We start from the raw sequence: 24,551 nt of genomic DNA on the forward strand, positions 1-24,551 counted from the left end.
GCCCATCGGCAACGACTTAGGCGGCGGTGCGGTAGCCCTTCGGCTCCTCCGGGATGAGGATCCACATCACGACGTACACGACCCAGAGCGGCCCCGGGATGAGCGAGAGCAACAGCCAGAGGATCCGTACGAGCGTAGGGGGCAGACCCATCTTGTCGGCCAGGCCGCCGCAGACGCCGGCCAGGATCCTGTGCTCTCGTGAGCGGTACATTCTGTTCCTCCGTGTGGTTGTGCTACCTATCTTTGGCAACGGACGAGCAGGCCCACAGACTCCCGTCAGGAACCCTGAGAAAACCCTGTAAGGGTCAGCCACTCATGTGCCATGCCCAGATGACGGCTGGTCAGTCCGCGTCTGGGATCCACGTGGATGAGCAGGAAATCGTCGAGACCCTGATGGACCCTGAGGTATTCCTCGTCCTCCGCCCACACCTGGTCATCGAACCAGACAAAGGGCCGCCGTCCCGCGTACGCGGCCACGTGCGGAGTCTTGAACATCTCCCCGAACTCGCTGGGCGCCTCGGGGCTCATGGTGATGACGGGCAGGGACGGCAGGCCGATTCTGGGAGCGATCCAATCGTTGGCGTGATGCTCCCAGGTGGTGGCCCAGACGAGCTCGGAGCCGGTGGCCAGGGCCAGGTCGAGCAGGCGGCGGCCGTGCCTGGCGTTGAGGTAGACGGTGTAGACGTCGGTGCCGATCGTGCATCGGTACGGCCGGAAGTCAGGGCTGGGCCGTCCCATCGGGTTGAGCACGCCGTCCACGTCGATCAGGAGCAGAGGTTTCAATGAACAACAGCTCCGGCCCGGAATTCCTGCGGACTGATCCCTCGGACCCGCTTGAAAGCCGCACTCAGCGCGAACGGGCTCCCGTACCCCACTTTTCTGGCCACCGATCCGATCGTCGCGTGCGGCTCCCGCAGCAGGTCGGCGGCCATCGCGAGACGCCAGTCGGTGAGGAAGGCCATCGGCGGCTCGCCGACCAGTTCGGTGAAACGCCTGGCCAGGGAGGCTCTCGACACGCCCACCTCGGCGGCCAGCGCGGCGACCGTCCACGGATGGGCGAGGTTGTTGTGCAACATCCGCATGGCCTTGCCGACCACGGGGTCGCTCATCGCGCGGTACCAGGCGGGCGCGTCGTGCGTGGCGAAGTGCGCCCGCAGCACCGCGATGAGCAGCAGATCCAGCAGTCGGTCGAGGACGGCCTCCTGCCCCGGCTCGTCCTTGACGATCTCCGCCCCGAGCAACGAGATGAGCGGGTCGCCCGGCTGCACGATGAGCGTCGGCAGCGCTTCGAGCAGCCGCCTGCTGACCTCGCCCTCCAGGTTGTAGGTGCCGGTGAGCAGCATGGTGCCGCCGTCTGGATCGTTGCCCCACGTACGAATGCCCAGGTCCATGGCCTGGTAGACGGACTCGCCGTCGAGCGTGGTGCAGCGCTGGCCGGGGTGGATGACGATCTGCGGCCTGGTGCCGGGCTCATCGGCCACCGTGTACGGCTCCGGCCCCCGCGCCACCGCCACCTCCCCTGGCTTCAGCCGCACGGGTTCACCGTCGTCGAACATGATCCACGACTCACCGCGCACCTGTGCCATCACCGACAGCGGCGCCTCGTCCTGAATGCGCAGCGACCAGGGCGGGTCAAGGACCGAGCGGAGCAGGAAGGCGCCCCGAGCTCTCGGGCCGTCGAGTAGCGCCGCGAGCTGATCCATGGGTTAGACGATCGCATATGGGATTGCGCTTCTCAACCATGGAGAGTCTTATCGGTATGAGGACTTACTAGATACATGACGATTCTGGTACTCGGCGGGAACGGAAAGACCGGCCGCCGCATCGCCGAAAGGCTCACCGCGCAGGACCTTCCCGTACGGATCGGCTCGCGCTCCGGCACGCCCGCCTTCGACTGGAAGGACCGTTCCACCTGGGAGGACGCCCTCGACGGCGTCACGGCCGTCTACCTGTCCTACTACCCCGACCTGTCCTTCCCCGGCGCGTACGACGACATCAAGGCGCTCACCGACCTGGCCGTGCGCGGGGGCGTACGGCGGCTGGTGCTGCTGTCCGGGCGCGGCGAGCCGGAGACGCAGGCCAGCGAGCGCGCGGTGCGGGAGTCGGGCGCCGAGTGGACGGTGCTGCGCTGCAGCTGGTTCATGCAGAACTTCAGCGAGGACTTCCTGCTCGGCCCGGTGCTCGACGGCGTCATCGCGCTGCCGGCCGCCGACGTGCCCGAGCCGTTCCTGGACGTGGACGACATCGCCGACATCGCCGCGGCGGCACTCAGCCAGGAGGGGCACACGGGCAGGCTGTACGAGCTGACGGGGCCGCGGCTGCTGACGTTCGCCGACGTGGCGGAGGAGTTGTCCAAGGCGACCGGCAGGAAGATCTCGTTCGTACAGGTCACGCCGGAGGAGTACATGGCCGACGCCGTGGGGCACGGGGTCCCCCGCGACGAGGCCGAGGGCCTGACCCACCTGTTCACCGGCATCCTCGACGGCCGCAACGCCAGCCTGACCGGCGACGTACGCGAGGCGCTCGGCCGACCGGCCCGCGACTTCACCGACTACGCCAGGGCCAACGTCCACGTCTGGACGGACTAGTACGCCGGCGAAAGGCTCCAGCCCGCGAGGAGTTGCACCGCGGCCTCGGTGGCGCTCCCCTCGACCGGCACGAGCACGACGAGCCGCTGCCGCGAGTCCCCCGCCGGGACGAAATGCTCATAGCTAAACGTCACGGTCCCCAACGCGGGATGCCGGAAACTCTTCACCCCATACGTACGAACACTGACATCCCGCGCGCCCCACATTCCGCGGAACGCCTCACTGCCGTCACGCAGCTCGTCCACGAGCGCGGCCAGTTCGGCGTCCCTCGGATACAACCCGGACGTGAGCCGCAGCTGCCCGGCGGTCTCGGCGGCGACCGCGTCCCACTCCACGTAGAAGTCCCCGCCGTCGAGGAACAACTTCCTGGCCAGGTTCGCCGGGGACCCGTCGAGCATGAACAGGCGGGCGGCCACGGCGTTGGCCACGAGAACGTCGAACCGGTCGTTGATCACCAGGGCGGGCGTGCGGACCAGCTCCAGCATCCGCACCAGCTCCGGCCGCGCCGCCCCGGCCGGCCGCGCGGCCCGGCGACGCGGCTCGCGGCGGCGCCCGGAGCCGGCCAGCGTGCGCAGGTGCTCACGTTCCACGTCGTCGAGCCGGAGCGCGGTGGCGAGGGCGTCGAGCACCTCGGGCGACGGATGCCCGGCCCGCCCCTGCTCCAGCCGCTGGTAGTACTCCACGCTGATCCCGGCGAGCTGGGCGACCTCCTCCCGCCGCAGCCCCGCCACCCGGCGCCGCCCCAGCCCGGTGATCCCCACACTCTCGGGGCTGATCCGTCCCCTGCGAGACCTGAGGAATCCCGCCAGCTCATCGCCCATGACGTCCAGTATGTCGGATTCACCCCTCGCGCTGGGTGGCCCTGCCAGTACCCGTAACCGCCGGGCCTGGGACGCCTGCCCCGACCCCGCCAGGCTTGCCAGCATGTGTCACGACATCGACAGCAGACCACCCGCCGCGCCCGTCGTCACCGGAAAGGTGGCCGAGCACGGGTCCCTGGAGCTCGGCGCCACGGACGGCAACCGTTTCCAGGCCTACCGAGCGGCCCCGACCGTCCCCAATGGCAGCAATGTGCTCCTGATGCCCGACGTGCGGGGCTTCCACCCGTTCTACGCGAGCCTGGCGCACCGGTTCGCCGAGGCGGGCTTCCACACCCTGGTGATGGACTACTACGGCCGCAGCGCCGGCACCGGCCCCCGGGACGACACCTTCGACGGCTACGCCCACATGGCCCTGCTCGAACCCCAGCACGTCGAGACCGACGCCGCCGCGGCCGCCGGCACGCTGCGCGCCTGGCATCCCGGCCCCCTCTTCACCGTCGGCTTCTGCCTCGGCGGCGCCTACTCCTGGCGCCTGGCCGCCGCCGGCCTCGGCCTGGCCGGCGCGGTCGGCTTCTACGGACCGCCGCGCTTCCTCGGCGACCGCACGTCCGAACCGTCCGCCCCGCTGCTCATGCTGCTCGCCGGCGACGACGTGGCCACCACCCCCGAGGAGTACGCCGCGCTGACCGCCGAGTTCGACCGGTCCGGCAAGACGTATGAGGGCCACGTGTACGACGGCGCGCCCCACTCCTTCTTCGACGCCTCCTACGAACAGTGGCAGGAGGCGTGCACCGACGCCTGGCACCGCATCCTCACCTTCACCTCCCACCGCTGACGAGCCACCCGGGCCGGGGCACGGAGTCGAGCAGCAGCCGGGTGTAGGGGTGCTCCGGCTCGGCCAGCACCCGCTCCACCGCCCCCCGCTCCACCACGACCCCCCGGTGCAGCACCAGCGTCTGCTCGCACAGGTGCCGCACCACGGCCAGGTCGTGGCTGACGAACAGCAGCGCCACCCCCGACTCGCGCCGCACCCGGGCCAGCAGTTCGAGGATCTGCGCCTGGATCGACACGTCGAGCGCGGCCACGGCCTCGTCGAGCACCAGCACCGACGGCTCCACCGCCAGCGCCCTGGCGATGGCCAGGCGCTGCCGCTGCCCGCCGCTGAGCTGGTGCGGCCGCGCCCCGGCCTCGCGGCTGCCCAGCCCGACCTGCTCCAGCAGCTCCGGAGCGCGCGTGCGGGGCTTGCCGTGCAGCCTGAGCGCCGTGTGCAGGCACTGCTCGGCCGTCAGCCGGGGATCGAGCGAGAGGTAGGGGTCCTGGAAGACCATCTGGATCTCCCTGGCCCTGCGCAGCCTGGCGGCCCTGCCGCGCTCTCTCAGGCCCCTTTCCCGCCCGTCCACGGTGATCGTGCCCGAGTCGGGGGTGACGAGGCCGACGAGCATGCGGGCGATCGTGGTCTTCCCCGATCCCGACTCACCGACCAGCCCGAGCGAGCCGCCCGCGGCCAGGTCGAAACAGACGTCGTCGGCGGCCACCGTGGCGCCGAAGGACTTGCGCAGATCGTTTACGGCGAGCATCAGACCTCCACCAGCCGGCAGGCGGCGGACCCGCCGGACACGCTCACGGGCACCGGCTGCCACTCCTCGCAAGCCTGCGTCGCCCCGGGACACCGGGGCACGAACGGGCAGCCCGTGAAGGCGTCGTCCAGCGACGGCGGCCGGCCGGGAATGGGCTGGATCGGACGAGGGTCGCCCAGTTCGGGCGTGCAGGCCAGCAGACCGGCGGTGTAGGGATGGCGCGGGTCCTCGAACAGCTCCTTGGCCGGCCGCGACTCCACCACCGTGCCCGCGTAGAGCACGTGAATGCGGTCGCAGAAGGCCGCCGCCAGGTGCAGATCGTGCGTGATGAACAACATGCCGAGCTCCCGCTCCGCCTGCACCCGCCGCAGCAGCGCCAGCGTCTCGGCCTGGGTGGTGACGTCGAGCGCGCTCGTCGCCTCGTCGGCCAGCAGCAGCGCCGGATCGGCGGCCAGCGCGGCGGCGATCACCACGCGCTGCAACATGCCGCCGGACAACTCGTGCGGATACTGCCGCATCCGCAACTCGGGATCACGCATCCCCACCGCGTCCAGCAGCTCCAGCGCCCGTGCCCGCGCCTCGGCCTTGGGCCGGCCCAGCGTGAGCACCATGCGCTCGGTCAGGAAGTCACCGATCCGGCGAACCGGGTTGAGGGACGACCGCGGATCCTGGTAGATCATCGACACCCGCGAGGCCCGCAGATCCCTGAGCGCGGCGGGCGACATCGTGAGCACGTCATCGCCGGACACCGCCACCCGGCCGGAGACCCGGGCATGGGCGGGCAGCAGGCGCAGCACCGAGCGGGCGATCGTGGACTTGCCCGAGCCGGACTCCCCAACCAGGCCCACGATCTCGCCCTTGCCGACGCCGAGCGACACCTCGCGCAGGATCGGCCGCCGGCCGCCCGCCTCGATCGTCAGCCCTTCCACCGAGAGCAGCATCACGTCCCCCTCACGCCCATGCGGTCGGCCAGGCGTACGCCGATCACGTTGAACGACACGACCACCAGCGCGATGGCCGCGCCCGGCACCAGCACCGGCAGGAACGCCCCCTGCACGATCGCCGGCTGCCCCTCCTTGACCATGAGCCCCCAGTCGGAGGACGGCGGCTGCGCCCCGAACCCCAGGAAGCTCAGCGTGGCCAGGCTCATCAGCCCCTCGCCGAACAGCACGACCAGGTAGCCGACGATCGAACGCGCCATGTTGGGCACCAGATGCCGCACGCAGATGGTGAACCCGCCCATGCCCTGCACCCGATAGGCGTCGATGTACGGCTTGCCGCATTCGCCCAGCGCGACGCTGCGGGTGTATTTGGCGATCGTCGGCGTGTACGCCAGCCCGAGCGCCACCACCGCCGTCGTCATCCCATTGCCGAACACCGCCACGATCAGCACCACGAACAGCAGCCCGGGGAAGGCGTACATGACGTCGGTCAGCCGGGACACCACGGCGTCCACCCACCCCCGATGCCAGGCGGCCAGTGTCCCCAGCGCGACGCCCAGCGCCGAGGCGATGGCCAGCAGCACCAGGGGGCCGATGAGGGAGGTGCGGGCGCCGTGGAGGACCCTGGAGAGCAGGTCGCGGCCCGACTGGTCGGCGCCGAGCAGGTGCTCGGGGGACACCGGGGCGAGCGTGGCGGCGAAGTCGACCGCGTCAGGATCGTACGGCGTCACCAGCGGCGCCAGCGCGGCCGCCACGACGACGAGCACGAGGAAGGCCGTGGCCAGCCAGTAACCGAGGGGCCGCGCCGTCTTGGGCGACAGCGTGGCGACCGCCGTGGTCATGCCTGCCTCCTCACTCGGGGATCGATCAGCGGTTGCGCCATTTCGACGAGGGTGGTCACGGCGATGTAGGCGGTGACCATGAGCAGCAGCACCGCCTGCGTCACGGGGAAGTCGTGGGTGTTGATCGCGTTCACGAGCAGCGAGCCGATCCCGTTGAGCCCGAAGGCGGTCTCCACGGTCACCGTGCCCGCGAGCATCCCGGCCGTGACCAGCCCGCACATGGTCACGATCGGCCCCAGCGCGCCGCGGAACACGTGCCTGACCACGATCAGCCGCTCCGGCAGCCCCGAGGCGCGGGCCACGGTCACATGGTCGAGCTCGCGCTGCTCGATCATGGACTGCCTGGTCACGCGGCTGATGATGGCGAGGGCGCCGAGCGCCAGCGTCACGGCGGGCAACGTCAGGTGCCACAGCGACCCGCCGCCCATGACCGGGAACCAGCCGAGTTGCACCCCGAACAGCGAGATCAGCGCCGTGGCGACGACGAACGGCGGCACCGAGGTGGCGAACGTCGTGCCGGCCACCACCGCCGAGTCGGTCCGCCCGCCGCGCACCGCCGCCAGCACCCCCAGCGCCACCCCGAAGACCACGAACAACACCGCCGAATACGCCACCAGCCCCAGCGTGCTCGGCAGCCGGGCCAGCAGCAGGTCGCCGACCTGGTCGTTGTACTGGGTGGAGCGCCCGAGGTCGCCGGTCACCGCGTCGCCCAGCCAGCGCCCGTACTGCACCAGGAACGGGTCGTCCAGGTGATATTGGACGCGGATCGCCGCCAGGTATTCGGGCGTCAGGTTCTCCTTGCCGCCCGCCAGGAACGTGACCGGATCGCCGGGCGCCGCGTAGGACGCCACGAAGATCACGAACGAGGTGGCGAGCAGCGTCGCGACCAGCCCGGCCAGCTTGCGGACCACTGGCTCAGCCCTTGGCCCCGAGATCGGCCGCCCACGGATAGCCCATATGGACCTGGGAGGCGGGCGGGCCGGTCACCTTGCTGCCGAGCACGACCGCGTTGGGCACCTCGACCAGCGAGATCCACACCATGTCGGCGGTGAACATCTTCTGCAGCTCGATGACGTCCTTGGCGCGGGCGGCCTGGTCGGTGGCCTCCAGCGCCTTGGCCACGAGATCGTCGTAGGCGGGCGAGCTGAACTTGACCCAGTTGTTGGCCGAGCCGGTCAGGCCGTTGTCGTAGAAGCCGATGGGGTCGGACTTGGTGATGTACCAGTCGTCAGGCACGAGATCGACCTGCGCGCGCAGGGATTTGTCGGTGTAGAAGCTGCCGAACTCCGCCGCGGGGACGGTCTTGATCTGCGCCGTCAGGCCGATCTTCTTGGCCGCGTCGACGACGGCGTTGGCGATCACCGTGCGTGACTGCTCGCCGTCGGTCGCCACCACGATCGGCTCCTTCGGCGACCCGGCCTCCTGCACCAGCTTCTTGGCCTCCTCGACCTGCGGCGAGTCCGGCGCCCCCTGGAGCTGGTCGTAGGCGGCCTGGAACGCCTCCTTCTCGTAGGACCACGCCCCGGCCCCCACCGGCACCTTCCACGGCCTGGCCAGCCCCGCGAAGCCGGACTTGGCGATCCCCGCCCGATCCACGGCCAGCGACAGAGCGCGCCGGATCTTCGGATCCTTCATCACCCCGCGATCGGTCGGCAGCAACACGAACACCCGCGTGGTCGCGCCGTAGGCCACGCTCACCGCCTGGTTCGCCTGGAGCGCGACGGCGGGCCCGGTGTCCGACAGGTAGGCTCCCTGCGCCGCCCCCGTCACCAGGCTGTTGACCAGCGCCGTGTCCTCGGCCCACTGGAACGTGACGCTCTTGGTGAGCGGCTTGACGTCCTTGTTCCAGTAGCCGTCATAACGCTCGATCGTGAGCTGCGACCCGGACTTCCACTCCTTCACCCGGTAGGGCCCGCCGCAGGCGTCCTCGCCCCCCGGCGTGCCGTATTCCTTGCCCTGCCTTTCGACGACCTTCCGGTTGAGCACGATCCCCGCGCCCCCGGCGATGGCCTGCTCGAACAGCGCGTTGGGCCTCTTGAACGCGATCGTGACCTCGTGCTCGCCGCTCTTGGCGACCGAGGCGACGTCCTCGAACTCGTCGGACTCGTCCATGCCCTCGCCCGCGTGCCGCTTCAGGCTCCACACCACGTCGTCGGCCGTCATCTTCGACCCGTCGTGGAACGTGGCGTCCTGACGCAACATGAGCACCATCGTCTTGGAGTCGGGCCGCTCCGCCTTCTCCGCCAGCCACGGCTTGACGGTCATGTCGGGCTGGGTCTGCATGAGGCGCTCGCAGACGTTGGCCATGATCGTGCGGTTGGGGGTGCCGCCGTCGGCGTCGAGGTCGAGCGTGCCCGGCTCCTTGTCGAGCAGCCAGACGGCGTTGTCGAGCGGACCGGCCGCCGTGGCCGTGCGATCGACGAGTGTGAGCTTGGCGGGATCGGGAGCCTTGGTGGTCGCGGCGGGCCCGCCGCAGGCGGCGACCAGGCAGGCGAGCCCGACCAGGGGGATGAGTCTTCTCACGTGGTCACTTCTCCATACGGTCCGTCGTAGAGGTTCCAGGGCACGCGCTCGTACTCGTGGTCGCAGGGCGTGCCGGCCGCGATCAAGTAGTCGCCCGTGGTGAGGTCGACGCAGCTCGACAGCAGGGTCGCCCACCGCTTGACGGCGGGCTGGGTCTCGTCGGGATGGGTGCAGAGGGACTCGGGGTAGCCCAGGTGGTCGGACATGGCGAGCCTGATCCGCTTGCGGGCCTCGTCGGTGCCGGACGCCTCGCGGACGAGACGCAGCCCGCCCTCGGCCCTCGGCACCCGGAACAACGAGTCGGCGCTGGGCCGGTAGTCGCCGGCCAGTTGTGGCGGCACGAACGCCTGGTAGTGGTTGCCGTGCACGAGCAGCCCGTCGGACGGGTACATCCACCCGACCGCTCCCGGGGTGGTCTCCAGGTCGATCGCGAACCCTTCCCTGTGGGTGACCAGCGCGTTGCTGGCGATGTGGGCCCGCGACTTGGTCAGTGCCTCCAGGGCGGAGTTGAGGTCGCCGCTGTCGAGCACCCTGCGCCTGATCAGCGTCTGCGGCACGCCCACCGAGTCGTCGAAGCGCCCACCGAGCCCGTTGGCGTTGAGCGCGATGCCCGCCGAGTTGGCCCCCTGCCGCCCGACCTGCCCCGCCTCGACGTGCATGATCACCGTGGGCCGCCCCGGCTGGACAATCCTGAGCACCATCAGCGTGTCGGACACGCCGTCGCGCCAGTCCCAGTTCTGGCCCGCGTAGACGTGCCCGTCGCCCGACGCCTCCCCCATCAGCGCGAACGAGGTGCACCCGTCGGGCTCCATGGAGCTGAAGGTGGTGTCGTAGATGATCTCGCCCCTGGCGTTAAGCGCCAGCACGTCGAGGAAGTCGATCCCGGCCCCCTCGGCGATGCCCTCCATCTCCTCGACCAGCTCGGGCGCGAACGCCTTGCTCGGCTCCACCCAGCGCGCCGCCCGCTCCACGACCTGCCCCCACGACAGGCCGCTGGAGTGCGCGAACGCCTCGGCGTAGTAGGTCAGCGCGCGCCCGATGCGCTCGCGCGCCTGCTCGCCGTATTGCCGCCCCCGCTCGCGCGGAGCGCCGGAGATCTCGACGAGGGGCAGGGATGTGACACTCAATGGTGCTCCTTGGACCGGCCGGAAGCCTGTAACGTTCATTTCAGGGGGCGGCGAGCCTGTAGCGGTCGTTTCCAAGGCCAGAGTAACGGTCGATACACGGGAGTCAAGAGTTGTAATGGAGAATACACAAAGCCCGATCGAGCAGCTCAGGGCTCAGGTCAGACAGCTTTGGGATGATTTGTCACCAGCTGAGCGGGCTGTGTGCCATTACCTGATCTCCACGTCGCCGGATCAGATCCTCTTCGCCAGCGCGCAGGAGCTGGGCACCGCGACGGGCACCAGCAACGCAACGGTGGTGCGCACGATGCAGCGGCTGGGCTTCGGCGGCCTGCCGGGCCTGAAGCGGGCGCTGGCGGCCGAGTTCACCTCGGCGGTGGCTCCCGACGTGCGCCTCAAGCAGCGCATCAGCCACGTCGGCCAGGACCTGTCCGGCATCTGGCAGCGCGTCTTCGACGAGGCGCGCGAGCGCGTCGAGCACTGCAGCAGGCTGCTCGACGCGGAGGCGTTCAAGAAAGCGGTCGAGCTGCTGGTCAACGCGCCCGGCGTGTTCGTCTACGGGGCGGGCGCCTCCGAGCCGGCCGCCCACCACCTGGCGCTCAAGCTCAACCGTCGCGGCCACCGCGCCCGCGCCGTCTCCGCCACCGGCTTCGCCCTGGCCGACGACCTCCTCTGGCTGACGCACGGCGAGGCGCTGGTCGTCTTCCAGCCGGCACGCAAGCTCAAGGAGATCACCATCCTGATCGACCGCGCGAAGGCGGTGGGCGCGGGCACCATCCTGATCTCCGACGAACTCGTCGGCTCGTTCGCCGACCGCGTGGACGCCGTCCTGGCGGCCCCCCACACCCCCACCGGCATCACCGCCGAGCCCCTGACCGGCATCATCGTCGCCGACGCCCTGCTCCTGGCTCTCGACACCCTCGACGAGCCCCGCTCGGTGGAGCACTCCCATCAGCTCAACGCCTTACGCGAACAACTGCTGGGTCCCCGATTCCGCTAACCTCACCCTCGTCACTCCCGCGTGTTCCGAGAGGTGTGTAGCGTGATCGGCTGGCTAGAAGCGGTGGTTCTGGGGTTGGTCCAGGGGCTCACGGAGTTCCTGCCGATCTCCTCCAGCGCCCACATCCGGGTGGTCTCCGCTTTCGCCGGCTGGCAGGATCCGGGGGCGGCGTTCACGGCGGTCATCCAGCTCGGCACGGAGACCGCCGTGCTGATCTATTTCCGCCAGGAGATCTGGCAGATCATCTCCACCTGGACCCGCTCCCTGTTCAACAAGGACCTGCGCAGCCACTGGGCCGCCCGCATGGGCTGGTATGTCATCATCGGCACCCTTCCCATCGCCGTCCTCGGCCTGGTGCTGAAAGACCAGATCGAAACGGTCTTCCGCGATCTCCGCCTGGTGGGCACCACGCTGGTCGTCTTCGCCCTCATCCTCTGGTTCGCCGACCACACGGCCCGCAACAAGCTCACGCTGGAGAAGCACCTCAGCATCACCCACGCCGTCATCTACGGCTTCGCCCAGTCCCTGGCCCTGATCCCGGGCGTCTCCCGCTCGGGCGGCACCGTGACGGCGGGTCTGCTGCTCGACTACCGCCGCGAGGACGCCGCGAAATACTCCTTCCTCCTGGCCATCCCCGCCGTCCTTGCCTCGGGCATCTTCGAGCTCAAGGACATCGGCGAGGGCCCCGCCCCCGCCTGGGGCCCCACGATCCTCGCCACCGTCATCTCCTTCGTCGTCGGCTACGCGGCCGTCGCCTGGTTCCTGCGCTACATCAGCACCCACCGCTTCACGGCCTTCGTGATCTACCGCATCATCCTCGGCTTCTTCGTCATCCTCGCGGTCACGCTGGGCTGGATTCCCGCTCAAGGCTGACCGCCGCCGGATAGTAGGCCGCCCACCCGTCGTTTCCCATCCGCAGCACCTTCACCCCGATCCAGCCCAGGGCGACGACGGGCGCCCCCCAGAACACCACGGTCAGCAGCCCGTACGAGAGGGCGAACGACCCCAGATACCCCACGGCCACGACCAGGGGCGCCCACCACCCGACGAACCCGGCCCGCCACACGGCCACGGTCAGCACCGGCAACCCGAAGAAGCCGAAGAACATCCACGGCATCTGGAACCCGAACACGACCCCGGGCAGGCCGAGCATCTCATCGAGGATCCGCTGCGCCTCCTCCGGCGAGTGATGCCGCCCCAGCCACCACTCCACCGGATCGCTGAGCAGCAGCCCGGACAACTGCAGATACCCGATCACGGTCAGCGCCCCCGCCACGTGCCCGAGCCGCGTGGCCTTCCGCCTGGTCAGATGCACGAGGCCGAGCACCGCCACGGCCATGAGCATCCAGCTCCAGTGGTAGAGAACGGACTGGATCTGGGCGAGCGCGGGATTCGCCGCGAAACTGACCGCCTCCCGATCGTCCCCCCAGGTCCCGGGATCGACGACGACGGCGATGGCTTGGAGCAGCGGCGCCACGATCAGCAGCACACCCGCCGCGACACGACGAAAACTCACCTGATCACTGAACATGCCGCCGACGCTACGAACAGCGGCCCCCGGCCGTCGTCCCCCTGCCGACTGACCGCAGATCCCCTCCCAGACGGATCCGCGGCCGGGCGACCTCCGCTCAAAAGGTGTGGCCTTCGCTCAAAGGTGTGGGCTTCGTTCAGAAGGTGTGGCCTTCGTTCAGAAGGTGAGGTCGAGATTGTCCGCGTAGAACTTCACCGCCCGCTCATACCCCCCGACCTGCCCGGTCTCGGCAAGGAGCATCAGCAGGTCCTGTACGGCCTCACGATGCCTGCCCAGATTGTGCAGCGCCATGGCGCGGAACGTGCGCAGCCCCGCGTCACCGGGAAACTCCTTCAGCCCTTCGTCGAAGGCCGCCAGCGCGTCTTCGTAACGCCCGCACCCCCGCAGCGTGCTGCCATAGCCGGTCCACGTGCCGAGCCGGTCGCTCGCGCCCGCCGCCAGCACCTTCTCGTAGTACGGCAGCGCCTCGTGCTCGTTGCCCAGCGAGTCATTGGTGTAGGCGATCTGCAGCAGCACCTCGGGGTCACTCTGGTCCCGGGTCAGCAGATCAGCCAGTTTCTCCCGCAGTTCGTCATCAGTCACGGCGCTCAGTATGCCCTCGGGCGTCACCTGGCCGGCACGCTCACCTTGGGGGAGATCACGGCCCCCCGGTAGGTGACCAGCGTGAAGGCCAGCCCCACCACCCCGAGAGCCACGGACAACACGACCACGCCCGCCCTCCCGTACCCGTCCAGCGCCGCCCCGCCGGCCACCCCCGCCAGGAACAACCCGAGGTACTGGGCCGACGACAACAGCCCCAGCCCGATCGGCACGTTGCCGGGCACCGCCATGACGGTCCTGAACTGCTGGGCGGGCGCGATCAGCCACCCGACGGCCCCCCACAGGAAGCCCCAAACGAGGGCGACGGGCAGGGCCAGGTTCGCGACGGGGATGAGCGCGAGGAACACCACGGACGCGCCCATGCCGATCATGATCATCCTGCGCGGCCCGTACACGTCGGTGAGCCGCCCGCCGAGCAGGTTCCCCACGATCCCGCCCAGCCCCCACGCCCACAACAGCGCGGGGAGCGGCAGGTCGAACAGCGACCCGATGTAGGTGTAGGCGCTGAACGCCGCCCAGAACATCAGCAACTGCGTGACCATCACCGCCAGCACCCGCCGGTCGCGCAGCGGCTCGAACCGCTCCCGCAGCCGCCCAGCGGCCTGGACCCGCGCGTCGGGCACCCGGAGGGCGACCCAGACCAGCCCGATCACGCCGAGCGCCGTGACCATCCACAACGTGGCCCGCCAGTTCACGGCCTCACCGAGCCAGGTCCCGAGCGGCACCCCGATGGCCGACGCCACGCTCAGCCCGCCCATCACCAGCGCCAGCGCGCGCCCGCGCCGCTCGGGCTCGGTCAGCGCGTTCGCCAGGGCCGAGGAGGTCGGGGTGAACATCGCCGCCCCCGCCGCCGCCACCACGCGCGTGAGCAGGACCAGCGGGTATGTGGGCGCCAGCGCGGTCAACACGTTCCCCAGCACGAACACGCCCATGGCCACCAGCAACAACGTCCGGCGCGACATCCGTACGGTCAGGGCGGCCAGCAGGGGCGACAACACGGCGTACGCCAGCGCGAACACCGTCATGAGCTGCCCCGCCGCGGACAGGGAGACCCCCAGATCCGCCGAGATGGACGGCAGCAGCCCAGCCGTCACGAACATGCCGGTGCCAATGGCGAAATTTCCGGCGGCCATCGGATAGAGCCGCGAACTCATGGAGCCTCCATACGGAAAAGTTGGATGCCCATCAAACTGACGTATGGTTGGATCGTTGTCAAACAATAAAACGGAGGTAGGCTTCGACCATGCGCCTGCTACCGCATCCAGCCACGGAGGACATCCAGCTCACGGAGGTCCTGCGGGCGCTGAGCGACCCCGTACGCCTGCAGATCGTCATCCGCCTGGCCGTCGCCGGGGAGATGACGTGCACCAACGCGGGCGACGACCTCGGCGTGCACAAGTCGACCGCCTCACACCACTACCGCACCCTGCGCGAGGCCGGCGTGGTGGTCACCAAGCAGGAGGGCAGGCTGAAGTACATGAGCCTGCGCCGCGCCGACCTGGAGAGCCGCTTCCCCGGCCTGCTCGACACGGTCCTCTACGCCGCCCACCGACTCCCCGCCGAGGCCCATGCCCAGTCCTGAGGCGCTGCCCATCAGGCACGTCCTCCCCGAGTTGCTCACCGCCCTCGGCCACCACGGAAGCGCCGTGCTCACCGCCCCGCCCGGCACCGGCAAGACCACCGTGGTGCCGCTGGCCCTGGCCGAGACGGGCCTGCGGGTGCTGGTGGCCGAGCCCCGGCGCCTGGCCGTACGAGCGGCGGCCCGCCGGATGGGCGTGAGCTACACGATCAGGGGCGAACGACACATAGGCGCCAACCCCATGGTCGAGGTCGTCACCACGGGCGTCCTCCTGCAACGCCTCCAGCGCGACCAGGAGCTCCCGGGCGTGGACGCGGTCGTGCTCGACGAATGCCACGAACGCCACCTCGACGCCGACACGGCGCTGGCGTTCCTCCTCGACGTACGCGAAACGCTCCGCCCCGACCTGCGCCTGCTGGCCACCTCCGCCACCGCCGACGCCCGGCCCTGGGCCGATCTGCTCAAAGCCCCCGTCGTCGCCGCGACAGGAACCACCCACCCCGTCGAGACCGTCTGGGCTCCGCCACCGCGCCCGGTAGCCCCGCCGCACGGCCTGCGCGTCGATCCCGCGCTGCTGTCCCACGTGGCCTCGGTGGTCCGCCGCGCGCTCGCGGAACAGGACGGCGACGTGTTGTGCTTCCTGCCCGGCGTGGGGGAGATCGGCAGGGTGGCCGGAATGCTGGCCGGGGACGTGGAGCACCTCCTCCAGGTGCACGGCCAGGCCCCGGCCCACGTCCAGGACGCCGTGCTCTCCCCCGGCCAGGCCCGCAGGGTGGTGCTGGCCACGTCGGTCGCCGAGTCCAGCCTGACCGTCCCCGGCGTCCGCGTGGTGGTGGACTCGGGCCTGGCCCGCGAACCGCGTACGGACCACGCCCGCGGCCTCGGCTCCCTCACCACGGTCCGCGTCTCGAAGGCCTCCGCCACCCAGCGCGCGGGGCGGGCGGGCCGCGAGGCCCCCGGCACGGTCTACCGCTGCTGGTCGGCGGCCGACCACGACCGACTCGCCGACCACGCCAGACCGGAGATCGCCCTGGCCGACCTGACCTCCTTCGCCCTCCAGGCCGCCTGCTGGGGCTCCCCGGATGCCACCGGCCTGGCGTTGCTGGACCCGCCCCCACCGGCCGCGATGTCCGCCGCCACGCGCACCCTGGAGGCACTCGGCGCCGTCGAGCAGCCCGCCAGGGTGACGGACCGGGGGCGGCGGATGGCGCTCGCGGGCGTGCATCCCCGCTTGGCGCGCGCCCTGCTCGACCTCGGCCCGGACGCGGCGGAAGTGGTGGCCCTGCTGTCGGAGCAGCTCCCCCGCGACGCCTCCGACGACCTGGTGGAGGTCTGGCGCACGGCCCGACGCGGCGGCACGGGCTTCGCCGCGCGCTGGCGCCAGGAGACCAGGCGCCTGCGCCGCGCCACCAGCGGCCGCGGCAGCGCGCCGGACGACGAGCTGGCCGGATCGGCGGTGGCGCTGGCCTTCCCCGAGCGGGTGGCGAGAAAGCGCGGCGGCGGTTACCTCATGGCCTCCGGCACTCAGGCCCAGCTCCCCGAGGGCTCCAGACTCCACACGGCGGAATGGCTCGCCATCGCGATAGCCGACCGCCCGACCGGCTCGGCCTCGGCCCGCATCAGGCAGGCGGTGGTGATCGACGAGCGGACGGCCCGCCAGGCGACGGGCACCACGATCGAGGACGAGATCATCTGGCGGGTCCCGCCAGGAGAGCGCCGCGGCGACGTCTCCGCCCGCACGATCGAACGCCTCGGCGCGATCGAGCTCTCCTCCACCCCTCTCAAGAACGCCGACGTCCGAGCGGCCATCCTGTACGGCCTGCGCACGGAGGAGATCCTCACCTGGACCAAGGAGGCCAAGGCCCTGCGAGACCGCCTCGCCTTCTGCCACCGAGCGATAGGCGCCCCCTGGCCCTCCATGGACGACCTCATGGACCTGGCCGACCAGTGGCTGGAGCCCGAACTGTCCAGAGCCCGCCGCCGGGCCGACCTGGAACGCGTGAACGTGGCCACCGCCCTGAAACGCCTGATCCCGTGGAGCGAACGCCTGGAGACCACGGCCCCGGAACGCATGGAGGTCCCCAGCGGCTCCAACATCCGCGTGGACTACTCGGGCGACCAGCCGGTGCTGGCGGCCAAGCTCCAGGAGCTGTTCGGCTGGCTGGAGACCCCGAAGATCGCGGGCGTCCCGGTCCTGGTCCACCTGCTTTCTCCGGCGGGCCGCCCGCTGGCGGTGACGGCTGACCTGGCCTCGTTCTGGCGCGAGGGCTATCGCCACGTACGAGCCGAGATGCGCGGCCGCTACCCTAAGCACCCGTGGCCGGAAGACCCCCTGACGACGAAGCCCACCCGCCGTACGAAGTGATCGCGGCGGCCCGCGACAACGCGATGTGGTGCGACCTGATGTGCCGCACCCACGGCATCCCCGGCACGTTCACCGAACACGCCTGGACCAACCCGGTCAGAACCCCGCCCCTCTATCCCGACGCCGTCACCCTCACCCCCCAGGCCAGCGCGCGGGACATCCTCGAAAACATCGACCCGGGTCCAGGCGCGTCGGTCAAGGACAGTTTCGCCACCCTCGACCTGCCGGGCTTCGACGTGCTGTTCGAGGCCCAGTGGATCCACCGCCCGGCCCCCGGCCCCACCCCCACCACCTGGGAAGTGGTCGAGGACGCGGCGACGCTGCGCGAATGGGAGCAGGCGCACGGCGCGCGGAACCTCTTCCGAGAGGCCCTGCTCGAAGAGTCGAAGATCGTCTTCGGCCGCACCGGCCGGACGATCACCTCCGGCGCGGTGATCACCCCGGCGGGCGGCATCTCCAACGTGTTCGGCCCGCAAGCCTGGCCGAACACCATCGCGATGGCCGCCAGGCTGTACCCCGGCCGCGACCTGCTCGGCTACGAGAGCGACCCGAACCCCGCGATGGAACACGGCTTCACCACCACAGGAAGGCTCCGCGTCTGGCTCAAGCCGTAAGAGACTCCAGAGAAGGATTCTCGACCACGGGATAGCGCTCACTGCCGACCCCGGCGTCCTTGAACCCGCTGGAGGTGGCCACACAGACCACGGGCCCGTCGAAGTCCCGCCGCAACCGCCGATACCCCGCCACCCCTGCGGCCCCCGACAGTTCCTGCCACATCCCCTGACGAGCCAGGTCCCGCTGCGCCCGCCGCAGTTCGTCATCCGTGACGAGCACGGCCTCACCCCCGCTGTCGCGCACGGCGACGACCCCCCGATGCCCGCCGACGGTCCCGGCGATCCCGTAGGCGTCGGTGGGCCCCAGCTCGACGATCGCGGCGGGCACGCCAGTGGCCAGCGCCCGAGCGTGCGGCCCGCCGGCGGCGGTCTCGCAGGAGAACATCCGCGGCATGCGGTCGGCCAGCCCCAGCAGCCGCAGTTCCACGAACCCCTTCCACACCCCGTACAACAACTCGGCATAGCCGGTGGGCGTGAAAACGGCCGCGGGCACCTCTCCGAGCTGCAGGAACAGCTCGTACGCGATCGTCTTGTACCCCTCCGGCCCGAACGGGTGCCCGGTATGGGTGACGGTCTGGTTGCTGACGGGGTGGTAGCCGAGCCGATCCACCACCTCCCGCAACAACGGCCAGCGCGCCTCGACGGGCACGGACACGACCTTCGCCCCGTACGCCCGCACGAACGCCTGCACGGCCAGCGGCGAGTCGGCGGAGGCCAGCACGATGGCCCGCAGCCCGGCCCTGGCGGCGTACGCGGCGGCCGAGGCCCCGTGGTTGCCCGAGGAGGCCACGACCACGCCCGGCGCGCCGCAGGCGACGGCGGCGCTGATCGCCACCCGGTTGAGCCGGTCCTTGTGCGACCACGTCGGGTTGCGCGACTCGTCCTTCACGTACACCTCCCCGAACTCCACCAGCGGCGTGCCGCCCTCCCCCAGCGTGGGCGCCTCCAGCGGCGGCAGCAGCGGCGACCAGCGGGCGAGATCGGGCCCGGGCTCCTGCGCGAACAACCGCCGATCGACCTTCGCGTAGTCGTAGGTGATCTCAAGCGGATAGGCGAGCGAGTCTGTGCTTGTCGCAGGACAGCCCCGGGTCAGCGGCGGGAACAGCGGGAACTCGGCGGAGGGATCACCCAGGGAGCGCTGACGGAGCGCGAGCGAAGGTCCATTCACGTGGATCGACCCTACCGAGCCTCGCAACGAAGAGTGAAAAGCTGCACACTCTAGTCATGTTGTGGGCAGGTAGGTCCGCCATCGAGATCGCGACGGCCGTCCGGCACGGGGATGTCAAGGCCACGACCGTCGTGGAGGAGCACCTTCACGCCATCTCGGAGCGGGATTCAAGGGTAGGTGCGTTCCGGCTGGTCAGGGAGCGTGCCGTGGACGAGGCGCGGCTACTGCAGCAGCGGCCCGACCTGGCGGAGTTGCCGCTGGCGGGGGTGCCGGTGGCGGTCAAGGACAATCTGGAGGTGGCCGGGGAGGCCACGCGCGGCGGGTCGGCGGCCACCTCGGACGCGCCCGCGCCCGAGGATCACGCGACGGTGGCGCGGCTGCGGGCGGCGGGCGCCGTGGTGGTGGGCCTGACGAACCTGCCGGAGCTGGGCCTGGTGGCGTTCGGCGACAGCGCGTACGGGATCGTCCGCAACCCGTGGAACCCCTCCCGCACGGCCGGCGGCTCGTCGGCGGGCAGCGCCGCGGCCGTGGCGGCGGGCATGGTGCCGATCGCGCTCGGCAACGACGGCATGGGCTCGCTGCGCATCCCGGCCGCGTGCTGCGGCGTGCTGGCCATCAAACCGGGCACCGACCTGGTGCCACCGCCGAGCGACGACTGGGACCGCCTCACCGAGAACGGCCCGCTGGCCACGACCGCCTCCGACCTGGCGCTCGCGCTGTCCGTGCTGGCCGCGGATCCGTCGCTGGCCGAGGCGTGGCGTGGCGGTCACCGGATCGAGCCCCCGCCGCGCATGCTCCGCTCGGTCTGGGCGGACGACGACGAGGTCTGGGAGCCGCAACCGCCACCGGACGCCCCCGACCCGTTCGACCTGCGCGTGGCCTACGCCCCTCAGCCGCTGCCTGCCGGGCTGACGATGGACAAGGAGTTCAGGGCGGCGGTACGCGGGGCCGCGGAGACGCTGCGCGTGGCCGGGCACACGGTGGTCGAGCACGAGAGCCGGCTGCCCGCCTGGCTCGGCCCGGCCACCATCGCGACGTGGCTGGTCAGGGCCGCCGAGTCCGTCGAGGGCCTCGACCGCGGGCGGCTCGAACGCCGTACCCGTGCGCTGGCCCGCGCGGGCCGCGTGCTGGCCGCGCTCAAGCTGGACGGCATGCGCGGCCGGGAACGCTGGCGCGGCTACGGCGCCGACCAGTGGTTCGGCGAGGCCGACGTGCTGATCACCCCCGCCCTGGCCGCCATCCCGCCGAAGGCCGACCGCTGGGGCGCCCGCGGCCTCCTGCGCAACCTCTCACGCAACATCAGGTACGCCCCCGCCGCCGGCCCGTGGAACATGTGCGGCTGGCCCGCCATCACCGTCCCCCTGGCCACTCACTCCAGCGCGCTGCCCATCGCCGTCCAGATCATCGCCCCACCCGGCGGCGAGCCCCACCTCCTGGGCCTGGCCGCCCAGCTCCAGGCCGCCCACCCACCGCTCAGACCGCCCGGCTTCTCATAACGATGGCTTATGGATGTCAGAATAACTATCTCTTGGACGTATAGCTCCGGGCTCGACATCCTGGATGTATGGATAAAAACCACCCAAACTATGACGCCGAACGAGTCGGCTTCCAGACCCGCATCTCCCACCGGCCCGACCTGATCGTCCCCGCCACGACCCCGGAAGACGTCCGCCGGGCCGTGGCCGGAGCCGCCGCTGACGGCCTGCCCATCGCCGTCCAGGCCACCGGGCACGGCCTGCCCGTCCCCGCCACCGGCGGCCTGCTCATCACCACGAGCAGGATGAACGCCGTCACCGTCGACCCCGCCACCGCCACCGCCCGCATCGAGGCAGGGGTGCGCTGGGATCGGGTCATCGAGGCGGCGGCCGAGCACGGCCTGGCCCCGCTGTCGGGCTCGTCCCCGGCCGTGGGCGCGGTGTCGTACACGCTGGGCGGCGGCATCGGGCTCCTGGCCAGGCGGTACGGCTACGCGGCCGACCAGGTGCGGGCCGTGGACGTGGTCACGGCCGACGCCGAACCGCGCCACGTCACGCCTGACAGCGACCCCGACCTGTTCTGGGCGCTGGTGGGCGGCCGGGGCAGGTTCGGCGTGGTGACCGCGCTGGAGATCGGCCTCGTGCCGGTCGAGCGGCTGTACGGCGGCGGGCTCTACTTCGACACCGACCTGGTCGAGCCCGCCCTGCGCACCTGGCACGAATGGACGCGGACCCTCCCCGAGGAGATGACCTCGTCGATCGCGATCATCCCCTTCCCCGACGTCCCCCAGGCGCCCTTCCCCGGCAGGACCGTGGCCCACCTGCGCATCGCCTGCACCGGGGACCCGCAGGAGGGCGAGGAGCTCGTGCGCCCGCTGCGCGCGATCGGCCCCCGGCTGCTGGACACCGTGGCCGAGATGCCGTACACCGACTCGGCCTCCATCCACAACGACCCCACGGAGCCCGCCGGCTACTACGCCACGCACACCCTGCTCCGCGACCTCCCCGTGGAGCCGCTGCTCGGCGTGCGCGGCGTGGTGGAGGTACGTCACCTGGGCGGCGCGCTGGCCAAGCCCCAGTCCGTGCCGAACTCCGTGGGCAACAGGGACGCGCTCTACTTCGCCACCGTGCTGACCCCCGGCCTGGCCCCGGGCGCGGACCTGCGAGAGGTGCGCCCGGTGCACGAGGCCGTCAGGGACGCGCTGTCACCGTGGTCCACGGGCGGCCGGGCGCTGAACTTCCTGTACGGCGAGCAGGCCACCCCCGAAGAGGTGCGCAAGGCGTACGAACCGGAGGACTACGAGCGCCTGACCGCCCTCAAGGCCCAGTGGGACCCGGCGAACCTGTTCGGCGCCCTCTAGATCCCGACGGGGTGCCAGACGGTCTTGGTCTCCAGGAACCGCGTCATGCGCCCGATGCCGGGATCGGCCGCCCAGTCCTCCTCGACGGGCCGCAGGACCCTCTTGAGGTTCTCCGCCGCCTCCTGCTCGCACTTCAGCGCCAGGTCGGCGTCCCCGACCCCGGTCAGGTCGATGCCGTTGACGTCCATGTGCGCCGCCAGCCACGGTGCCAGCTCGTTCTGGTGGCCGGTGAGGAGGTTCACCACGCCGCCTGGCAGGTCGGAGGTGGCCAGCACCTCGGCCAGGGTGATCGCGGGCAGCGGCGCGGGCTCGGAGGCGACCACGACACAGGTGTTGCCGGTCACGATCGCCGGCGCGACCACGGACACCAGCCCGAGCAGCGGATCGGCGGGCGCCACGACGGCCACCACACCGGTCGGCTCGGGGGTGGACAGGTTGAAGTAGGGCCCGGCCACGGGGTTCGAGGCCCCGTGCACCGAGGCGATCTTGTCGGACCAGCCCGCGTACCAGACGAGCCGGTCCACGGTCGCGTCCACCCGCTCCAGCGCGGCCCGCTTGCCGCCGCCCAGCTCCTCCGCGAACTGCGCGCGCCGCCCCTCCAGCATCTCGGCGACGCGGTAGAGGATCTGCCCCCTGTTGTACGCGGTCGCAGCCGACCAGCCGGGGAACGCCTTGCGCGCGGCCACCACCGCGTCGCGGACGTCCTTGCGCGAGGCCCGCGAGGCGTTGGCGAGGAAGTCGCCCTTGGCCGAGGTCACGGGGTAGGACCTCCCACTCTCCGAGCGCGGGAACGCCCCTCCGACATACAGCTTGTAGGTCTTTCTGACGGACAACCTACTCATCGCCCCGACCCCTCCACGTGGACTCCTGCGACATCTCGACCGGCACGAAGACCTGGCCGCACCGGCTGACGCCGCAGCGGTGGGCGTACCAGCCGGTGCGTACGGGACGGCCGGCCCTGGCGTAGGCGCGCCCACTGGTGGCCTGCGCGCGCCGCCCGGCGCGACGGGCACGGCGGTGCTCACACATCAAGGTAGGCCTCCAGCCCGTGGCGTCCGCCCTCGCGGCCGAAGCCCGACTCCTTGTAGCCGCCGAAGGGCGAGGCGGGGTCGAACTTGTTGAACGTGTTGGCCCACACCACACCGGCCCTGAGCCTGTCGGCCATCCACAGGATGCGCGAACCCTTCTCGGTCCACACCCCCGCCGACAGCCCGTACGGCGTGTTGTTGGCCTTCTCCACGGCCTCCGCCGGAGTCCGGAAGGTCAGCACGGAGAGCACCGGCCCGAAGATCTCCTCCCTGGCGATGCTGTGGGACTGCGCGACACCGGTGAACAACGTCGGCGGGAACCAGAAACCCTTGCCGGGCAGCTCACAGGCCGGCGACCAGCGCTCGGCCCCCTCGGACTCGCCCAGCTCGCTGAGCCGGCGGATCTTGGCGAGCTGCTCGGCCGAGTTGATCGCGCCGATGTCGGTGTTCTTGTCCAGCGGGTCGCCCAGCCGCAGCGTGCCGAGCCGGCGCTTGAGCGCGGCCAGCAGCTCCTCCTGGATCGACTCCTGCACCAGCAGCCGCGACCCGGCGCAGCACACGTGCCCCTGGTTGAAGAAGATCCCGTTGACGATCCCCTCCACGGCCTGGTCGACGGCGGCGTCATCGAACACGATGTTCGCGGCCTTGCCGCCCAGCTCCAGGGTCAGCTTCTTGCCGGTGCCCGCGACGGTCCTGGCGATGATCCGGCCGACGTCGGTGGAGCCGGTGAAGGCGACCTTGTTCACGTCGGGGTGGGCCACCACGGCGGCGCCGGTCTCGCCCGCGCCGGTGACGATGTTCACCACACCGGGCGGCAGGTCGGCCTGCCGGCAGATGTCGGCGAACAGCAGCGCGGTCAGGGGCGTCGTCTCGGCCGGCTTGAGCACCACGGTGTTGCCGCAGGCCAGCGCCGGGGCGATCTTCCAGGCCAGCATCAGCAGCGGGAAGTTCCACGGGATCACCTGCCCCGCGACGCCCAGCGGCTTGTTGCCGAACCCGGCGTACTCCAGCTTGTCGGCCCAGCCCGCGTAGTAGAAGAAGTGCGCCGCCACCAGCGGCACGTCCACGTCGCGCGACTCCCGGATCGGCTTGCCGTTGTCCAGCGACTCCAGCACGGCCAGCTCCCTGGCCCGCTCCTGGATGATCCGCGCGATGCGGAACAGGTATTTGGCGCGCTCGCCGCCCGGCAGCGCGCTCCAGACGCCGAACGCCTTGCGCGCCGCCTGCACGGCGCGGTCCACGTCGTCGGAGGAGGCCGTGGCGACCTCGGCCAGCGTCTCCTCGGTGGCGGGATTGACGGTCTTGAACGAAGGGCCAGAGCCGTCGACGAACTCACCGTTGATGAACAGCCCGTAGGAGGACCTCAGGTCAACGATGTCGCGCGACTCGGGGGCCGGTGCATACTCGAACATCG

At 70.9% G+C, this 24,551-nt stretch carries 26 protein-coding genes; 9 read left to right on the plus strand and 17 right to left on the minus strand.

Going from position 1 to position 24,551, the window contains the following annotated elements:
* Positions 1-16: 16 nt before the first annotated feature.
* The 3 genes from ACFPZ3_RS46035 to ACFPZ3_RS46045 form a co-directional block, all read right to left on the minus strand.
* Positions 17-211 carry a PspC domain-containing protein gene (locus ACFPZ3_RS46035; RefSeq protein ID WP_375114816.1) on the minus strand — a complete coding sequence of 65 codons (195 nt, stop codon included), beginning with the start codon at positions 209-211 and terminating at the stop codon, positions 17-19.
* Positions 212-276: 65 nt separating this feature from the next.
* Positions 277-783: an HAD domain-containing protein gene (locus tag ACFPZ3_RS46040; protein WP_379520734.1), complete on the minus strand. Its 507-nt coding sequence runs from the start codon at positions 781-783 to the stop codon at positions 277-279.
* Positions 780-1,703 (minus strand): AraC family transcriptional regulator, encoded by a 924-nt coding sequence (locus ACFPZ3_RS46045; RefSeq protein WP_379520735.1) that lies wholly within the window; start codon positions 1,701-1,703, stop codon positions 780-782. Before ACFPZ3_RS46045 ends, ACFPZ3_RS46040 begins: the two co-directional genes overlap by 4 nt.
* A 75-nt stretch (positions 1,704-1,778) precedes the next feature.
* On the opposite strand from ACFPZ3_RS46045, the gene ACFPZ3_RS46050 reads away from it, so the two are divergent.
* Positions 1,779-2,588: an NmrA family NAD(P)-binding protein gene (locus ACFPZ3_RS46050; protein WP_379520736.1), complete on the plus strand. Its 810-nt coding sequence runs from the start codon at positions 1,779-1,781 to the stop codon at positions 2,586-2,588.
* Here the strand turns inward: ACFPZ3_RS46050 and ACFPZ3_RS46055 are convergent.
* Positions 2,585-3,409 (minus strand): helix-turn-helix transcriptional regulator, encoded by an 825-nt coding sequence (locus tag ACFPZ3_RS46055; RefSeq protein WP_379520737.1) that lies wholly within the window; start codon positions 3,407-3,409, stop codon positions 2,585-2,587. The two genes, ACFPZ3_RS46050 and ACFPZ3_RS46055, sit on opposite strands and share 4 nt — an antisense overlap.
* Before the next feature lie 103 nt (positions 3,410-3,512).
* Here ACFPZ3_RS46055 and ACFPZ3_RS46060 point away from each other — a divergent pair, with 103 nt between their 5' ends.
* Positions 3,513-4,244 carry a dienelactone hydrolase family protein gene (locus ACFPZ3_RS46060; protein ID WP_379520738.1) on the plus strand — a complete coding sequence of 244 codons (732 nt, stop codon included), beginning with the start codon at positions 3,513-3,515 and terminating at the stop codon, positions 4,242-4,244.
* Here ACFPZ3_RS46060 and ACFPZ3_RS46065 read toward each other — a convergent pair.
* Genes ACFPZ3_RS46065 through ACFPZ3_RS46090 form a run of 6 tightly spaced genes read right to left on the minus strand, consistent with a single transcriptional unit; the run spans position 4,228 to position 10,419 of the window.
* Complete coding sequence (locus ACFPZ3_RS46065; protein WP_379520739.1) at positions 4,228-4,986, minus strand: ABC transporter ATP-binding protein; 759 nt, start codon at positions 4,984-4,986, stop codon at positions 4,228-4,230. The genes ACFPZ3_RS46060 and ACFPZ3_RS46065 overlap by 17 nt on opposite strands.
* On the minus strand, positions 4,986-5,927 hold the full coding sequence (locus ACFPZ3_RS46070; RefSeq protein WP_379520740.1) for an ABC transporter ATP-binding protein: 942 nt from the start codon (positions 5,925-5,927) through the stop codon (positions 4,986-4,988). The genes ACFPZ3_RS46065 and ACFPZ3_RS46070 overlap by 1 nt, the downstream gene beginning before the upstream one ends.
* Positions 5,927-6,769, minus strand: coding sequence for an ABC transporter permease (locus ACFPZ3_RS46075; protein WP_379520741.1), 843 nt, complete (start codon positions 6,767-6,769; stop codon positions 5,927-5,929). Before ACFPZ3_RS46075 ends, ACFPZ3_RS46070 begins: the two co-directional genes overlap by 1 nt.
* Positions 6,766-7,680 carry an ABC transporter permease gene (locus ACFPZ3_RS46080; protein ID WP_379520742.1) on the minus strand — a complete coding sequence of 305 codons (915 nt, stop codon included), beginning with the start codon at positions 7,678-7,680 and terminating at the stop codon, positions 6,766-6,768. Before ACFPZ3_RS46080 ends, ACFPZ3_RS46075 begins: the two co-directional genes overlap by 4 nt.
* 4 nt (positions 7,681-7,684) lie before the next feature.
* Positions 7,685-9,292, minus strand: a complete 1,608-nt coding sequence (locus tag ACFPZ3_RS46085; RefSeq protein ID WP_379520743.1) for an ABC transporter substrate-binding protein — start codon at positions 9,290-9,292, stop codon at positions 7,685-7,687.
* Entirely contained in the window at positions 9,289-10,419 is a 1,131-nt protein-coding gene (locus ACFPZ3_RS46090; RefSeq protein WP_379520744.1) for a C45 family autoproteolytic acyltransferase/hydolase, read from the minus strand. Before ACFPZ3_RS46090 ends, ACFPZ3_RS46085 begins: the two co-directional genes overlap by 4 nt.
* Before the next feature lie 115 nt (positions 10,420-10,534).
* On the opposite strand from ACFPZ3_RS46090, the gene ACFPZ3_RS46095 reads away from it, so the two are divergent.
* Both ACFPZ3_RS46095 and ACFPZ3_RS46100 read left to right on the plus strand, forming a co-directional pair.
* The gene (locus ACFPZ3_RS46095) at positions 10,535-11,416 is read left to right on the plus strand and encodes a MurR/RpiR family transcriptional regulator (RefSeq protein WP_379520745.1); all 882 of its coding nucleotides are present in this window, start codon (positions 10,535-10,537) and stop codon (positions 11,414-11,416) included.
* Positions 11,417-11,458: 42 nt separating this feature from the next.
* Positions 11,459-12,289: an undecaprenyl-diphosphate phosphatase gene (locus ACFPZ3_RS46100; RefSeq protein WP_379520746.1), complete on the plus strand. Its 831-nt coding sequence runs from the start codon at positions 11,459-11,461 to the stop codon at positions 12,287-12,289.
* Here the strand turns inward: ACFPZ3_RS46100 and ACFPZ3_RS46105 are convergent.
* The 3 genes from ACFPZ3_RS46105 to ACFPZ3_RS46115 all read right to left on the minus strand — a co-directional run bounded on the left by ACFPZ3_RS46105 (position 12,258) and on the right by ACFPZ3_RS46115 (position 14,701).
* Positions 12,258-12,947: a hypothetical protein gene (locus tag ACFPZ3_RS46105; protein ID WP_379520747.1), complete on the minus strand. Its 690-nt coding sequence runs from the start codon at positions 12,945-12,947 to the stop codon at positions 12,258-12,260. The two genes, ACFPZ3_RS46100 and ACFPZ3_RS46105, sit on opposite strands and share 32 nt — an antisense overlap.
* Positions 12,948-13,103: 156 nt before the next feature.
* Positions 13,104-13,529, minus strand: coding sequence for a tetratricopeptide repeat protein (locus ACFPZ3_RS46110; RefSeq protein ID WP_379520748.1), 426 nt, complete (start codon positions 13,527-13,529; stop codon positions 13,104-13,106).
* Between the two features lie 23 nt (positions 13,530-13,552).
* On the minus strand, positions 13,553-14,701 hold the full coding sequence (locus ACFPZ3_RS46115) for an MFS transporter (protein WP_379520749.1): 1,149 nt from the start codon (positions 14,699-14,701) through the stop codon (positions 13,553-13,555).
* A gap of 89 nt (positions 14,702-14,790) precedes the next feature.
* Between ACFPZ3_RS46115 and ACFPZ3_RS46120 the strand changes: the two genes are divergently transcribed.
* From ACFPZ3_RS46120 to ACFPZ3_RS46130, 3 genes are read left to right on the plus strand one after another with little or no spacing between them, the layout of a single operon-like run.
* Complete coding sequence (locus ACFPZ3_RS46120; protein WP_379520750.1) at positions 14,791-15,129, plus strand: ArsR/SmtB family transcription factor; 339 nt, start codon at positions 14,791-14,793, stop codon at positions 15,127-15,129.
* A complete protein-coding gene (gene hrpB, locus ACFPZ3_RS46125; protein ID WP_379520751.1) occupies positions 15,116-17,491 on the plus strand; it encodes an ATP-dependent helicase HrpB in 2,376 nt (791 codons plus the stop codon). Before ACFPZ3_RS46120 ends, hrpB begins: the two co-directional genes overlap by 14 nt.
* Positions 17,443-18,105 carry a hypothetical protein gene (locus tag ACFPZ3_RS46130; protein ID WP_379520752.1) on the plus strand — a complete coding sequence of 221 codons (663 nt, stop codon included), beginning with the start codon at positions 17,443-17,445 and terminating at the stop codon, positions 18,103-18,105. The genes hrpB and ACFPZ3_RS46130 overlap by 49 nt, the downstream gene beginning before the upstream one ends.
* Here ACFPZ3_RS46130 and ACFPZ3_RS46135 read toward each other — a convergent pair.
* Positions 18,095-19,273: a threonine synthase gene (locus ACFPZ3_RS46135; RefSeq protein ID WP_379520753.1), complete on the minus strand. Its 1,179-nt coding sequence runs from the start codon at positions 19,271-19,273 to the stop codon at positions 18,095-18,097. The two genes, ACFPZ3_RS46130 and ACFPZ3_RS46135, sit on opposite strands and share 11 nt — an antisense overlap.
* A gap of 56 nt (positions 19,274-19,329) precedes the next feature.
* On the opposite strand from ACFPZ3_RS46135, the gene ACFPZ3_RS46140 reads away from it, so the two are divergent.
* A complete protein-coding gene (locus ACFPZ3_RS46140; protein WP_379520754.1) occupies positions 19,330-20,769 on the plus strand; it encodes an amidase in 1,440 nt (479 codons plus the stop codon).
* A 68-nt stretch (positions 20,770-20,837) separates the two neighbouring features.
* A complete protein-coding gene (locus ACFPZ3_RS46145; protein WP_379520755.1) occupies positions 20,838-22,109 on the plus strand; it encodes an FAD-binding oxidoreductase in 1,272 nt (423 codons plus the stop codon).
* Here the strand turns inward: ACFPZ3_RS46145 and ACFPZ3_RS46150 are convergent.
* From ACFPZ3_RS46150 to ACFPZ3_RS46160, 3 genes are read right to left on the minus strand one after another with little or no spacing between them, the layout of a single operon-like run.
* Positions 22,106-22,951, minus strand: a complete 846-nt coding sequence (locus tag ACFPZ3_RS46150) for an aldehyde dehydrogenase family protein (RefSeq protein ID WP_379520756.1) — start codon at positions 22,949-22,951, stop codon at positions 22,106-22,108. The genes ACFPZ3_RS46145 and ACFPZ3_RS46150 overlap by 4 nt on opposite strands.
* Positions 22,944-23,138 carry a hypothetical protein gene (locus ACFPZ3_RS46155; protein WP_379520757.1) on the minus strand — a complete coding sequence of 65 codons (195 nt, stop codon included), beginning with the start codon at positions 23,136-23,138 and terminating at the stop codon, positions 22,944-22,946. The genes ACFPZ3_RS46150 and ACFPZ3_RS46155 overlap by 8 nt, the downstream gene beginning before the upstream one ends.
* Positions 23,131-24,549: an aldehyde dehydrogenase family protein gene (locus ACFPZ3_RS46160; protein ID WP_379520758.1), complete on the minus strand. Its 1,419-nt coding sequence runs from the start codon at positions 24,547-24,549 to the stop codon at positions 23,131-23,133. The genes ACFPZ3_RS46155 and ACFPZ3_RS46160 overlap by 8 nt, the downstream gene beginning before the upstream one ends.
* Positions 24,550-24,551: the final 2 nt, after the last annotated feature.

The sequence above is a fragment of the Nonomuraea insulae genome (assembly GCF_042656245.1).